The sequence below is a fragment of the Nocardioides marmorisolisilvae genome (genome assembly GCF_003725775.1).
Classification (GTDB): domain Bacteria; phylum Actinomycetota; class Actinomycetes; order Propionibacteriales; family Nocardioidaceae; genus Marmoricola; species Marmoricola marmorisolisilvae.
The window spans coordinates 609098-622224 of the sequence record NZ_RJSG01000001.1 but is presented as its reverse complement, the minus strand read 5'-3'; the positions used below and the strand labels follow the sequence as shown (position 1 = coordinate 622224).

The following is a 13127-nucleotide window of genomic DNA, read 5'->3' as shown; positions in this document are numbered from 1 at the left end:
TCTACAGGTGCCGCTTGTAGCTGCGCACCGACAGCGGCGCGAAGATCGCGACGACCACCAGGCAGCCGAACAGGGCCCAGCCGACGTCGGCGGTGACCTTGCCGTCGTTCATCAGGTCGCGGACCGCGGTGACGACGTGCGAGACCGGGTTGAACTTCACGAAGGTCTGCAGCCAGTCCGGCATCGTCTTCGCGTCCACGAACGCGTTCGACATGAACGACAGCGGGAACATGATCATCATCGAGATGCCCTGCACCGCCTGGGCGGAGCGGGCGATCGTGCCGAGCCAGGTGAAGATCCAGGCCAGCGACCACGCGGCCACGATGGTGAGCGTCCAGCCGCCCAGGACACCCACGAAGCCGCCGCCGGGCCGGTAGCCCATCGCCAGGCCGACCAGGATGGTCAGCGTCGCGGCGATGACGTAGCGGATCACGTCGGCCAGCGCCGGGCCGGCCAGCGGGGCGATCCGGGCGATCGGCAAGGACTTGAAGCGGTCGAAGACGCCCTTGTCCATGTCCTCGCGCAGCTGGGTGCCCATCGCCATGCAGGCGGTGAGGGCGGTCTGGGCCAGGATGCCGGGAATGATCAGCGGCATGTAGTTGGCGACGCTGCCGGAGACCGCGCCACCGAAGATGTAGGTGAACATCGCGGTGAACAGCAGCGGCTGGATGATCACGTCGAAGAACTGCTCCGGGTTGCGGCGCATCTTGGTCAGCGACCGCCAGGCCAGGGTCAGGGTCTGGCTCGCGGTGTCGCGCAGGCTGTTGCGCGGGGTGGTGCGGGCGAGGATCTCGCTCCGCTCGAGGACGATGGTGCTCATCGGGCTACCTCCAGCTCTCGCTCGTCGGTGGACGGGTCGTTGCTCTCGCCGGTGTCGTGACCGGTGAGGGCCAGGAAGACCTCGTCGAGGGTGGGCTTGTCGACGCTGACCGAGGTGATGCCGATGCCAGCCTCACGCAGGCCGATCAGCACGTCGGCGGCGCGGTTGGCGTTGTCGAGGGCGACGTTCATGCGCCCGGACTCGGGGGTGAGCACCGGTGCCTCGCCGACGACGCGGCGGACGACGTCGGACGCCAGCGACTGGTCGGCGCCGTCGGCCAGCTGCAGCTGCAGGGTCGAGTCGCCGACCGAGGTCTTCAGCTGGTCCGGGGTGCCCTCGGCGACCTTGGCGCCGCGGTCGATGACCGCGATCCGGTCGGCCAGCTGGTCGGCCTCGTCGAGGTACTGAGTGGTCAGCAGGATCGTGCTCCCGTTGTCGACCAGGCTGCGGATGGTGTCCCACATCTGGCCGCGGGTGCGCGGGTCGAGCCCGGTGGTCGGCTCGTCCAGGAAGATCAGCGGCGGCTGGGTGATCAGGCTCGCGGCCAGGTCGAGCCGGCGGCGCATGCCGCCGGAGAACTGGGAGATCGGCTTGTCGGCCGCCTCCTGGAGGGCGAACTGCTCGAGCAGCCGGGAGGCGGTGGTGCGGGCGTCCTTGGACGAGACGCCCTGGAGCCGGGCGAACAACCAGAGGTTCTCGTTGGCGGTCAGGTTCTCGTCGACCGAGGCGTACTGGCCGGTGACGCCGAGCAGCTGGCGGATCCGGTGCGGTTCCTTGCGGACGTCGACACCGAAGATCTCGGCCTCGCCGCCGTCGATCGGCAGCAGGGTGGCGAGCATCTTCAGCATGGTGGTCTTGCCGGCGCCGTTCGGGCCGAGGACACCGAAGATCTCGCCCTGGCGGACGTCGAGGTCGATCGCGTCGACCGCGGTGAACTCGCCGAAGTTCTTGATCAGGCCGGTCGCGTGGACAGCGCTGTGCAGATTCGAGGGCAGGTTGTTGGTGGGCATCGTGTGCTCCCTTCCGGACCGACGCTGGTGGTCGGTCACGGGAGCAACACTGGAGGCACCCGGTTTCACCGTGGCTTCACGGCGGTTTCACCGGGGGACCGGCGCGGTGAACCTCGTCAGAACCGGACGTCGGGCAGGTGCAGCACCGCGGTCTTCATGATCTTGTCCGCGAAGGTCTGCTTCTTCGGGTCCCACAGCGGCCACAGGTAGCCGATGTAGCAGGAGATGGCGTCCAGGAAGTGCACGATGGAGCGGACGAAGGTCAGGGCCGCCCCGATCGGCCGGGCGTTCTCCTCGCTGATCACCAGGATGCCCATCATCTGCTTGCCGAGGGTCGCGCCGCGACGTCCCTGGCGGAAGATCTGGTTCCAGATGCTGAAGATGAGCGTGGCCAAGCCCGCAATCCCGGCGAGCGCGAGGCCGAGGCCCAGGTTCGCGCCGTCGGTCACGCTGGCCGTGCCGTCCGGGTTCTTCACGATCGAGTCGCTGACGAGCACGTTGCCGATCACGATCACCACGTAGCCCGGCAGCAGGATGAGGGTGTCGAGCAGCGTCGCGGCCACCCGCCGTCCCCAGCTCGCGTAGGGCTCGGGCTCCGGCTGCCCGTAGGTGTACGGCGGCTGGCCACCCCACGTCGGGTCGGAGCCGGCCGGCGGTACGGGCGGAGCCTGCGGGTGCTCGAACCTCGGCGGCAGCGGAGATGCCGGGGGCGGCGGCGGGTACGCCGGTGGCGGGTATCCCTGCGTGGGATCGTGGGGCGGGTAGGGAGCGTTGGGGTCGGACACCGAGGATCCTCCAAGAGCCGGGTACGCCAGACCCTAGGGGAGCTACCCCGCCTGCACCGGAGCTCTCCACAGAAACGCGAAGAACTTAAAGTCAGTCTTGACTGTTTGTTGCGGCGGGGGACACGATGACGTCGTGACGACCATCCGGGTGCCGCAGGAGGAGCGGACGCGTGCCATGCGGCAGCGGCTGCTCGAGGCGACCGTGCAGTGCCTCGCCGAGCACGGCTGGAGCGGCACGTCGACCACGCTGATCTCGCAGGTCGCCGGCGTCAGCCGCGGTGCCCAGCTGCACCACTTCCCGACCAAGAACGACCTCGTGGTCGCCGCGGTCGAGCACCTGGCCGGGGTCCGACGCGACGAGCTCTCCGCAGCCGCCGCCGCACTCCCGGAAGGGCCGGGGCGCACCCGCGCGGTGCTGCAGATGCTCGGTGAGCACTTCACCTCCGACGTCTTCGCCGCCGCTCTCGACCTCTGGGTGGCGGCCCGGAGCGACGAGGCGCTGCTGGCCGCGCTGGTCCCGTTCGAACGGGTCACCGGCCGCGAGACCCACAAGCTCACCGTCGAGATGCTCGACGCCGACGAGTCCCAGCCCGGCGCCCGCGAGCTGGTGCAGGCGACCCTCGACCTGATCCGCGGTCTCGGACTCGCCAACACGATCAGCAACGACGACGCGCGCCGGGCACGGATCCTGGACCGCTGGGCCGCCGTGCTGGAGGACGAACTTCCCCGCAGGAACAAGGAGAACCCATGACTGAGCCGTCGAGAAGCGCAGTGCTCGAGCAGGTGCTCGCCGACCTGGCCGCGGAGGGTGACGCCCTGGAGGCGCTCGTCGTCGGGCTGGACGAGGCCGGCTGGCGCCGGATGACCCCGGCCGAGGGCTGGGACATCGCGACCACGATCGTGCACCTCGCCTGGACCGACGAGTGCGCGATCGCCGCAGGCACCGACAAGGAGGCCTGGGACGCGCTGGTGCTCAAGGCCTTCGACGACCCGAACGGGTTCGTCGACGCCGAGGCGTTTGCGGGCGCGAAGGCGAGCGCCGCGGAGATCCTGGCCCGCTGGCAGGCCGGTCGCCCGGCACTGGTGACGATGCTGCGTGACTACCCCGAGGGTCAGAAGCTGCCCTGGTACGGGCCGCCGATGAGCCCGGCCTCGATGGGTACCGCTCGGTTCATGGAGACCTGGGCGCACGCCCTCGACGTCGCCGACGCGCTCGGCGTCAGCCTCGAACCGACCGACCGGCTCAAGCACGTCGCGCACCTGGGCGTGCGGACCCGCAACTACGCCTACGTGAACCGCGGCCTCGAGCCGCCGACGGAGGAGTTCCGGATCGACCTGGTCTCCCCGTCCGGCGAGCAGTGGAGCTGGGGTCCCGAGGACGCGGCGCAGACCGTCACCGGGTCGGCGTACGACTTCTGCCTGCTGGTGACCCAGCGTCGCCACCGTGACGACCTCGACCTGGTCGCGGTCGGCGAGGACGCCAACGCCTGGCTCGACATCGCGCAGGCGTTCGCCGGTCCGTCGGGCGAGGGACGGGCGCCGAGCGTTGGCTAGGACTGTGCGGATCGGCAACTGCTCCGGCTTCTACGGCGACCGGCTCACCGCGATGCGGGAGATGCTGGAGCACGGCGAGCTCGACTACCTCACCGGTGACTACCTGGCCGAGCTGACCATGCTCATCCTCGGCAAGGACCAGCTGAAGGACCCGACGCTCGGCTACGCGCGCACCTTCGTCGCCCAGATCGCCGACGGCCTCGGTCTCGCGCTCGAGCAGGGCGTGAAGATCGTCGCGAACGCCGGCGGCCTCAACCCCGCCGGCCTGGCGGCCAAGCTCGAGGAGGTCGCGGGCGGGCTCGGGCTGAGCCCGAAGATCGCCTGGGTCGACGGCGACAACCTGGCGCCGCGCGCCGCCGAGCTCGGCTTCACCGGGGCGCTCACCGCGAACGCCTACCTCGGTGCGTTCGGGATCGCCCGGGCGCTGACCGAGGGCGCCGACATCGTGGTGACCGGGCGGGTCACCGACGCCTCGGTCGTCGTCGGTCCCGCGATCGCGCACCACGGCTGGACCCCGACCTCGTACGACGAGCTGGCCGGCGCCGTGGTCGCGGGCCACATCATCGAGTGCGGCACGCAGGCGACCGGGGGCAACTTCTCCGGCTTCCTCGACCTGCCGCGCGATGCGACCCCGCTGGGCTTCCCGCTCGCGGAGGTCGACGCCGACGGGTCGTTCGTGGTCACCAAGCCCGCCGGCACGGGCGGCGTGGTCTCGGTCGACACCGTCACCGCGCAGCTGGTCTACGAGATCCAGTCGACGCTCTACCTCGGCCCCGACGTGACCACCGACCTGGCATCCATCCGCCTGGCCGCGGACGGGCCTGACCGGGTCCGGGTCAGCGGCATCCGGGGCTCCGAGTCGCCCGAGCAGCTCAAGGTCTGCGTCAACGAGCTCGGCGGCATGCGCAACCAGATGGAGTTCGTGCTCACCGGGTTGGACATCGACGCCAAGGAGGCCTGGATCCGCACCCAGCTCGACGCCCGGCTCGCGAGCAACCCGCCGGCGTCGATCACCTGGTCGCGCGGAGCGCTCCCGGTCGCGGACGCCGACACCGAGGAAGGCGCTTCCTGCTTGCTGCGGGTCACGGTCAAGGACCCCTCGGCCGACGTGGTCGGCAAGAACTTCACCGCCGCGGCCGTCGAGCTGGCGCTGGCCTCCTACCCGGGCTTCACCCTGACCGCACCTCCGGGTCGCGGTTCGCCGTACGGGATCTACCGGCCGGAGTACGTCGCCCGCGACGAGGTGACCGAGACCGTGCACCTGTGGGACGGCACCACGATCGAGATCCCGCAGCCGGTGGGTGCGACGCGCGTGCCGCCCGGTGCCGAGGTGGAGGCGGATCCGGTCGACCCGATCGGTCCGGCCGAGGACGCGCCGGCGGTGAACCTGCCGCTCGGCACCTTCGTGCACGCGCGTTCGGGCGACAAGGGCGGTGACGCCAACGTCGGGCTCTGGGTCGGCGGAGAGAACTCCGAGCTACGCGACCAGCGGGTCGGCTGGCTGCTCCGGCTGATCACACCGGACGCGATCCGCCAGCTGCTCCCCGAGACGAAGGACCTGCCCGTCGAGGTCTACCCGCTGCCGAACCTCGGCGGCGTCAACGTGCTCATCCGCGGACTGCTCGGCGACGGCGTCGCCGCGAGCACCCGCTTCGACCCCCAGGCCAAGGCCGTCGGCGAGTGGTTGCGCTCCCGGCACGTGCACATCCCCGAGGAGCTGCTGTGACTTTCTACACCGAGGAACGGCTCGCCCTGCAGGCGAGCACCCGCACCTTCGTCGAGCGCGAGATCACCCCGCACCTCCAGGACTGGGAGGACAGCGGCGAGATCCCGCGCGCGCTGCACCAGGCCGCAGCGAAGGGCGGCCTGCTGGCGCTCGGCTTCCCGGAGGAAGCCGGGGGCGACGGCGGTGACCTCGCCGACGCGACCGCGATGCAGGAGGCGTTCTTCGCCGCCGGGGCGTCGTCCGGGCTGATGGCCGGGCTCTTCACCCACGGCATCGCGCTGCCGCACATCGTCGCCAACGGCAGCGCCGAGCTCATCGACACCTACGTGCGGCCGACGCTGGCGGGTGACCTGATCGGCTCGCTCGGCGTGACCGAGCCGAACGGCGGCTCGGACGTCGCCGGCATCACCACGACCGCGGTCCGCGACGGCGACCACTACGTGATCAACGGTGCCAAGACCTTCATCACCTCAGGCGTGCGCGCGGACTTCGTGACCACGGCCGTCCGCACCGGCGGTCCGGGCCACGCAGGCCTCTCGCTGATCGTCGTCGACAAGGGCACGCCCGGCTTCACCGTCGACCGTTCGCTCCAGAAGATGGGCTGGCACTGCTCGGACACCGCCGAGCTCTCGTACGTCGACGTACGGGTCCCGGCCTCGAACCTGGTGGGTGAGGAGAACCAGGGCTTCTACTACATCGCCGAGCAGTTCGTCGTCGAGCGGATCGGCCTCGCGGTGCACGGCTACGGAGTCGCCGGCCGCGCCCTCGAGCTCACCGCGCAGTACTGCCGTGACCGCGAGACGTTCGGCAAGCCACTCATCGCCAACCAGGTCGTGCGCCACAAGCTCGTGGAGATGCGCCGCCTGGTCGAGATCTCCCGCAGCTACACCCACGAGGTGATCGCGCGGCACGTCGCGGGCGAGAACGTGATCGCCGAGGCCTGCCTCGCCAAGCAGACCGCGGTCGAGGCGTGCGAAGCAGTCGTGGACATGGCCGTCCAGCTGCACGGCGGCACCGGCTACATGCACGGCACCGAGGTCGAGCGGCACTACCGGGACAGCCGGATCCTGCCGATCGGCGGCGGTGCCACCGAGGTGCTCACCGACCTGGCGGCCCGGCTGCTCGGCTACGCCTCCTAGGGCGCCGAGTTGAGGTGGACCAGGGCGCTCCACGGTCCGTAACCGGCCTTCGACCTGGCCCTTACCCGGCAGCTGTACGAGGTGTTCCTGGCGAGGTTGGAGAAGGTGACACCGGTGCTGTAGCCGTTCGCGGTCTTCACCGAGCTCCCGTGCTGGCAGCGCGCCAGGTAGCTGGTCACCCGGGAACCGCGGGGGGTGGCCTTCGTGAAGTAGATCCGGCCGCTGGCCGCGCTGATCCGCCAGCTCGACAGGTGCGTCGGGGCGAGCGGGACGATGATGCCGCGCTTGATCCGCACGGTCCGGGTCGAGAACGTGACGCCGGTGACGTAGACGACCACCCCGGTGTGATCGGCCTCGGGGTGCACGGTGATCGTGCCGGTGCCGCTTCCGCCCAGGCTGGTCGCGAGGCTGCCAGGCGACATCGTGTCGGGGTCCGGGATCCCGTACACCTCGCGCAGCATGCTGTTCGGCAGCCGCAGCTGCTGATTCCCGTGGAAGACGGTGGTGTGGTCCGCGTAGGCGTGGGTGTTGCGCAACGTGAAGGTCATGGTGCTGCTGCCGGTGACTGGATCGGTGACGATCACCGGAGGGCCGCCGGTGTACTCGGTGTTGTGGAGATCGGAGAAGCCGCCGATGATCCGGTGCTCGGCGGCCGTCTCCCCGAACCAGCGCGCATCGTTGACCACGCCGTCGAGGTAGCCCTCCACGTCGTCGTCGGCGGTTCCGTACGTCGGGCAGCTCGGCGGGTCGACGTTGAAGTCGCACCCGGTGAGGCGGTTGATCGGTGAGGCGGTGATGCTGATCCGGTAGTGGCCGTCGACCACGCTGCGGTACACCGGGTTCTCGAAGTCCGAGCTGCCCTGGCCGGCATAGGTCACCGGATTGAAACTTCCGAAGTCGAGGACGAGCTTGAACACCTGCGTCGTCTCGTCGGTGCCGTCGGCGCTCATGTCAGCCCGCCACGCACCACCGGTGAAGGTCTCGAAGTACCAGCTGTAGAAGCCCGAGGACGGCGCCTTCTCGTTCCACACGACCCGGTAGAGATTGGGGTCCACGTCCACCGCAGCCCGGGTCAGGCGCACGATGCACGGCGGTGCTGCCGGGGCGCTGCAGTAGGGAACCACCGGCTCCGCGCCGAGGGCCGGCGGAGCGGTGCTGGCACCGAGGGCGACCAGCCCGGCGACGATCAGCGCGAAGGTGGCGAGGATTCCCGGCGTACGGCGTGACATGGCCGCAGCGTAGGACCGCCGGAGAACGGTGCACAACCGACCGTTTCGCCCGATCCGAGTAGTCATTCCAACATAAAGTCAGTCTTGACTGTTTGTTGCGGAGACCGGAGGATGAACGGGTGACCCAGACCCAGGAGAGCGGGCCCGATCTCGGACGCCGTGACGCGATGCTCGCCAAGCTGTCCGATCTCGGCGAGCAGCACGCGCTGGCCGTCGCCGGAGGCGGCGAGCGCAGCATCGAGCGCCATCGCAAGCGCGGCAAGCTGCTGCCCCGCGAGCGCATCGAGCTGCTCATCGACCCGGGCTCGGCATTCCTCGAGCTCTCGCCCCTGGCCGGCTGGGGCTCGGACTTCACCGTCGGCGCGAGCGTGGTCTGCGGTATCGGCGTGGTCGAAGGTGTCGAGTGCATGATCACCGCGAACGACCCGACCGTGAAGGGTGGCGCCTCGAACCCGTGGACCCTGAAGAAGGGATTCCGGGCGGCGCAGATCGCCGAGGAGAACGACCTGCCGACGATCTCGCTGGTCGAGTCCGGCGGCGCCGACCTGCCGACGCAGAAGGACATCTTCATCCCCGGCGGCAAGATGTTCCGCGACCTGACCCGGGCGAGCGCCCGAAAGCAGCCGACCATCGCACTGGTCTTCGGCAACTCGACTGCCGGCGGTGCCTACATCCCCGGCATGAGCGACTACACGGTCTTCGTGAAGGAGCAGGCCAAGGTGTTCCTCGGCGGTCCGCCGCTGGTGAAGATGGCCACCGGTGAGGAGTCCGACGACGAGTCGCTCGGTGGTGCCGAGATGCACGCCCGGATCTCCGGCCTGGCCGACTACCTGGCGGTGGACGAGCAGGACGCGATCCGGATCGGCCGGCGCATCGTGGCGCGGCTCAACCGCCGCAAGGCCGACCACGGCGGCCGGATCCACACGACGTTCGCCGAGCCCGAGGCCGACGCCGGTGAGCTGCTCGACCTGATCCCGACCGACCTGAAGGAACCGTTCGACCCGCGCGACGTGATCGCCCGGATCTGCGACGGGCGCTCCGCGGGCAACGGCGCGGTCTTCGACGAGTTCAAGCCGCTCTACGGCAACTCGCTGGTGACCGGCTGGGCGCGGATCCACGGCCACCCGGTCGGCATCCTCGCCAACGCCCAGGGCGTGCTGTTCTCCGAGGAGGCGAACAAGGCGACCCAGTTCATCCAGCTCGCGAACCAGAACGACACCCCGCTGCTGTTCCTGCACAACACGACCGGCTACATGGTCGGCGCGGAGTACGAGCAGGGCGGGATCATCAAGCACGGCGCCCAGATGATCAACGCGGTCTCCAACTCGAGGGTCCCGCACATCTCGGTGATCATGGGGGCCTCCTACGGTGCCGGCAACTACGGCATGAACGGTCGTGCCTACGACCCGCGGTTCCTGTTCACCTGGCCGAGCGCCAAGTCGGCGGTGATGGGCCCCGCCCAGCTGGCCGGCGTGCTGAGCATCGTGTCCCGGGCGGCCGCCGAGGCGAAGGGACAGCCGTTCGACGAGGAGGCCGACGCCGCGATGCGCGGCTTCGTCGAGGCCGGCATCGAGGAGCAGAGCCTGCCGTTCTTCCTCTCCGGGATGGTCTACGACGACGGCGTGATCGATCCACGCGACACCCGCACGGTGCTCGGCATCTGCCTCTCCGTGATCGCCAACAACCCGATCGAAGGCACCGACCGCTTCGGTGTCTTCCGGATGTGATGCCAGGAATGACTGGAGAGATGACGACCATCAACCGCATCCTCGTCGCCAACCGCGGCGAGATCGCACGCCGCGTCTTCACCACCGCCCGCCGTCTCGGGATCGGCACCGTCGCGGTGTTCTCCGACGCCGACGCCGGGCTGCCCTTCGTCGCCGAGGCCGACCTCGCCGTCCGGCTGCCCGGGAACACCCCGGCCGAGACCTACCTGCGGGCTGACCTGATCATCGAGGCCGCGAAGAAGGCGGGCGCGGACGCGATCCACCCCGGCTACGGCTTCCTGTCGGAGAACGCGGGCTTCGCGCGCGCGGTCCTCGAGGCCGGTCTGACCTGGATCGGTCCGACCCCCGAGTCGATCGACGCGATGGGTTCGAAGGTCGCTGCCAAGAAGCTGATGGGCGATGCCGGCGTCCCGGTGTTCGCCGAGCTGGACCCGGCCGCGGTCACCGAGGCGGACCTGCCGATCCTGGTGAAGGCCAGCGCCGGTGGCGGCGGGCGCGGCATGCGCATCGTCCGCGACCTCGCGGAGCTCGCCGACCAGGTCAAGCTCGCCAGCGACGAGGCAGCCTCGGCGTTCGGCGATCCGACGGTCTTCTGCGAGCCGTACCTGGAGAACGGACGGCACGTCGAGGTCCAGGTCGTCGGGGACACCCACGGGAACGTGCTGGTTCTCGGCGAGCGGGACTGCTCGCTCCAGCGTCGTCACCAGAAGGTCGTCGAGGAGGCACCGGCGCCGTTCCTGCCTGAGGGAGTGCAGGAGCGTCTTCACGACGGCGCTCGGCTCGCTGCGCTCGCCATCGGCTACGTCGGTGCCGGAACGGTCGAGTTCATGGTGTCCGGCGATCGAGTCTCCTTCCTGGAGATGAACACCCGGCTCCAGGTCGAGCACCCGGTCACCGAGGCGGTCTTCGGCATCGACCTGGTGGAGGCCCAGATCCGCGTGGCCGAGGGCGGGGAGGTCCCGAGCGCGCCGTCGCACCCGCGCGGTCATGCCGTCGAGGTGCGCCTGTACGCCGAGGACCCGGCCGCCGATTACCATCCGCAGAGCGGACGCCTGGACACCTTCGAGATCCCGGCGGACGGCGGCTTCGAGCAGCTGGCGCTGCACGGCACCCGGCTGCACTCGGGGTTCGTCTCCGGCAGCGAGGTGAGCACCCATTACGACGCGATGCTCGCCAAGGTGATCGCCTGGGGCCCGGACCGCACCTCCGCGTTCCGCACCCTGGCCGGCCTGCTCGAGCGGTCCCGGATCCACGGCCTGGTCACCAACCGCGACCTGCTGGTCCGGCTGCTCCGGGACGAGAAGGTGCTCGCCGGTGAGGTCAGCACCGACTTCCTGGGCAGCTACGACCTCGCCGGGGATGCCCCCGACCTGCGTGGCCCCGCGGTGGCCGCGGCGGTCGCGCTCGCCGAGCGCGACCGTGCGGCCCGCGTCGTCCAGCAGGCGATCCCGGTCGCCTGGCGCAACGTGGTCTCCCAGCCGCAGCGCACCGTGCTCGCCACCGCCGGTGGTGAGGAGGTCAGCGTCGACTGGTTCGGCGGGCGCGACGGCTACCAGGTCGACGGACTCGAGGTCCTCGAGGCGAGCACCGAGCAGGTCGTGCTGGTCGTGGACGGCGTGCAGGCGTCGTACCGGATCGGCGGCAGCGGGGATGTCGTGCACGTCGACTCAGGACGAGGCTCGGCCAGCTTCCGTGCCGTCCCGCGCTTCGTCGACCCGGCCGAGCAGGTCAGTGCCGGCTCGCTGCTGGCGCCGATGCCCGGCACCGTGATCGCCGTCCAGGCCGAGAACGGCTCCGCCGTCGAGAGCGGGCAGACCTTGCTCGTGCTCGAGGCGATGAAGATGCAGCACTCGATCAACGCCCCGGGCGACGGCATCGTCGAGATCGCCGTCACCGTGGGCCAGCAGGTAGCAGCGGGCGACGTGCTCGCTGTGGTTTCGACCGACGAGGAGTCAACCGAATGAGCACCACCGCCTTCACCGAGCCGGACGAGCGGACCGCCCTGCGCGAGGCCGTCGCCAAGCTCGCCGGCAGCTACGGGCACACCTACGTGGCGGAGAAGACCACCCAGGGCGAGAAGCTCACCGAGCTCTGGCAGGACATGGGCAAGCACGGCTTCCTCGGCGTGAACATCCCCGAGGAGTACGGCGGCGGTGGCGGCGGCATGGGCGATCTCTCGGCCGTGCTCGAGGAGGCGGCCGCGGCGGGTGCCCCGCTGCTGATGATGGTCGTCAGCCCGGCGATCGTCGGCACGATCATCACCCGCTGCGGCACCGAGGAGCAGAAGCAGCGCTGGCTGCCGGGCATCGCGGACGGCTCGACGATCGCCGCGTTCGCCATCACCGAGCCGGACGCCGGGTCGAACAGCCACCTGATCACCACCACCGCCACCAAGGACGGCGACGAGTGGGTGCTCAAGGGCCAGAAGGTGTTCATCTCCGGTATCGACGAGGCCGACGTGGTGCTGATCGTCTCGCGCACCGCCGATGCCAAGACTGGCAAGCTGAAGCCGGCGCTGTTCCTGGTGCCGACCGACGCCAAGGGCCTGACCTGGCAGCACATCCCGATGGACTTCCACGCGCCCGAGAAGCAGTTCCAGGTGTTCATCGACGACGTCCGGCTGCCGGCCGACGCGCTGGTCGGGGACGAGGACGGCGGCATCTGGCAGCTGTTCGCCGGCCTGAACCCGGAGCGGATCATGGGCGCCGCGTTCTCGAACGGCATGGCCCGGTACGCCCTGGAGAAGGCGGTCGACTACGCCAAGACCCGCCAGGTCTGGAAGGACGTCATCGGGACCCACCAGGGCATCGCGCACCCGCTGGCCAAGGTGAAGATCGAGCTGGAGATGTCCCGCCTGGTGATGCAGAAGGCCGCGGCGCTGTACGACGCCGGCGACGACGCCGGTGCCGGCGAGTTCGCCAACATGGCCAAGTACGCCGGCGGCGAGGTCGCCTGCAACGCCCTGGACACCGCGGTGCACACCCACGGCGGCAACGGCCTGGCCTCGGAGTACGGTCTGGGCAACCTGCTGATCGCTGCCCGCCTCGGTCGGATCGCCCCGGTGAGCCGCGAGATGATCCTGAACTTCGTGGCCATGCACTCGCTCGGCCTGCCCAAGTCCTACTAGCCGATCTCCG

General features: G+C 70.0%; 11 protein-coding genes. 7 read left to right on the top strand and 4 right to left on the bottom strand.

Going from position 1 to position 13127, the window contains the following annotated elements; all coding sequences use genetic code 11:
* Nucleotide 1: 1 nt before the first annotated feature.
* The 3 genes from EFL95_RS03155 to EFL95_RS03145 all read right to left on the bottom strand — a co-directional run bounded on the left by EFL95_RS03155 (nt 2) and on the right by EFL95_RS03145 (nt 2615).
* Complete coding sequence (locus EFL95_RS03155; protein ID WP_123232564.1) at nt 2-820, bottom strand: ABC transporter permease; 819 nt, start codon at nt 818-820, stop codon at nt 2-4.
* Nucleotides 817-1830 (bottom strand): ATP-binding cassette domain-containing protein, encoded by a 1014-nt coding sequence (locus EFL95_RS03150; RefSeq protein WP_123232563.1) that lies wholly within the window; start codon nt 1828-1830, stop codon nt 817-819. The genes EFL95_RS03155 and EFL95_RS03150 overlap by 4 nt, the downstream gene beginning before the upstream one ends.
* Nucleotides 1831-1946: 116 nt before the next feature.
* Entirely contained in the window at nt 1947-2615 is a 669-nt protein-coding gene (locus EFL95_RS03145) for an RDD family protein (RefSeq protein WP_123232562.1), read from the bottom strand.
* 133 nt (nt 2616-2748) lie between these two features.
* Between EFL95_RS03145 and EFL95_RS03140 the strand changes: the two genes are divergently transcribed.
* The 4 genes from EFL95_RS03140 to EFL95_RS03125 are packed head-to-tail and all read left to right on the top strand — an operon-like array spanning nt 2749 to nt 7034.
* Nucleotides 2749-3366 carry a TetR/AcrR family transcriptional regulator gene (locus tag EFL95_RS03140; RefSeq protein WP_246004775.1) on the top strand — a complete coding sequence of 206 codons (618 nt, stop codon included), beginning with the start codon at nt 2749-2751 and terminating at the stop codon, nt 3364-3366.
* On the top strand, nt 3363-4169 hold the full coding sequence (locus EFL95_RS03135; RefSeq protein ID WP_123232561.1) for a TIGR03084 family metal-binding protein: 807 nt from the start codon (nt 3363-3365) through the stop codon (nt 4167-4169). Before EFL95_RS03140 ends, EFL95_RS03135 begins: the two co-directional genes overlap by 4 nt.
* Before the next feature lie 4 nt (nt 4170-4173).
* Nucleotides 4174-5895, top strand: a complete 1722-nt coding sequence (locus tag EFL95_RS03130) for an acyclic terpene utilization AtuA family protein (protein WP_246004774.1) — start codon at nt 4174-4176, stop codon at nt 5893-5895.
* Nucleotides 5892-7034, top strand: a complete 1143-nt coding sequence (locus EFL95_RS03125) for an acyl-CoA dehydrogenase family protein (RefSeq protein WP_123232560.1) — start codon at nt 5892-5894, stop codon at nt 7032-7034. The genes EFL95_RS03130 and EFL95_RS03125 overlap by 4 nt, the downstream gene beginning before the upstream one ends.
* Here the strand turns inward: EFL95_RS03125 and EFL95_RS03120 are convergent.
* On the bottom strand, nt 7031-8263 hold the full coding sequence (locus tag EFL95_RS03120) for a fibronectin type III domain-containing protein (RefSeq protein WP_183406995.1): 1233 nt from the start codon (nt 8261-8263) through the stop codon (nt 7031-7033). The genes EFL95_RS03125 and EFL95_RS03120 overlap by 4 nt on opposite strands.
* 167 nt (nt 8264-8430) lie before the next feature.
* On the opposite strand from EFL95_RS03120, the gene EFL95_RS03115 reads away from it, so the two are divergent.
* Genes EFL95_RS03115 through EFL95_RS03105 form a run of 3 tightly spaced genes read left to right on the top strand, consistent with a single transcriptional unit; the run spans nt 8431 to nt 13117 of the window.
* On the top strand, nt 8431-9990 hold the full coding sequence (locus EFL95_RS03115) for an acyl-CoA carboxylase subunit beta (RefSeq protein ID WP_123232711.1): 1560 nt from the start codon (nt 8431-8433) through the stop codon (nt 9988-9990).
* A 20-nt stretch (nt 9991-10010) separates the two neighbouring features.
* Nucleotides 10011-11954 (top strand): ATP-binding protein, encoded by a 1944-nt coding sequence (locus tag EFL95_RS03110; protein ID WP_123232558.1) that lies wholly within the window; start codon nt 10011-10013, stop codon nt 11952-11954.
* Nucleotides 11951-13117, top strand: coding sequence for an acyl-CoA dehydrogenase family protein (locus EFL95_RS03105; protein ID WP_123232557.1), 1167 nt, complete (start codon nt 11951-11953; stop codon nt 13115-13117). Before EFL95_RS03110 ends, EFL95_RS03105 begins: the two co-directional genes overlap by 4 nt.
* The last annotated feature ends 10 nt before the right edge of the window (nt 13118-13127 follow it).

What these genes read in the sequence shown, in the direction of transcription:
- EFL95_RS03135 (WP_123232561.1), top strand. Translation starts at nt 3,363, where the DNA reads ATGACTGAGCCGTCGAGAAGCGCAGTGCTCGAGCAGGTGCTCGCCGAC.
- EFL95_RS03155 (WP_123232564.1), bottom strand. Translation starts at nt 820, where the DNA reads ATGAGCACCATCGTCCTCGAGCGGAGCGAGATCCTCGCCCGCACCACC.
- EFL95_RS03150 (WP_123232563.1), bottom strand. Translation starts at nt 1,830, where the DNA reads ATGCCCACCAACAACCTGCCCTCGAATCTGCACAGCGCTGTCCACGCG.
- EFL95_RS03105 (WP_123232557.1), top strand. Translation starts at nt 11,951, where the DNA reads ATGAGCACCACCGCCTTCACCGAGCCGGACGAGCGGACCGCCCTGCGC.
- EFL95_RS03120 (WP_183406995.1), bottom strand. Translation starts at nt 8,263, where the DNA reads ATGTCACGCCGTACGCCGGGAATCCTCGCCACCTTCGCGCTGATCGTC.
- EFL95_RS03110 (WP_123232558.1), top strand. Translation starts at nt 10,011, where the DNA reads ATGACGACCATCAACCGCATCCTCGTCGCCAACCGCGGCGAGATCGCA.
- EFL95_RS03115 (WP_123232711.1), top strand. Translation starts at nt 8,431, where the DNA reads ATGCTCGCCAAGCTGTCCGATCTCGGCGAGCAGCACGCGCTGGCCGTC.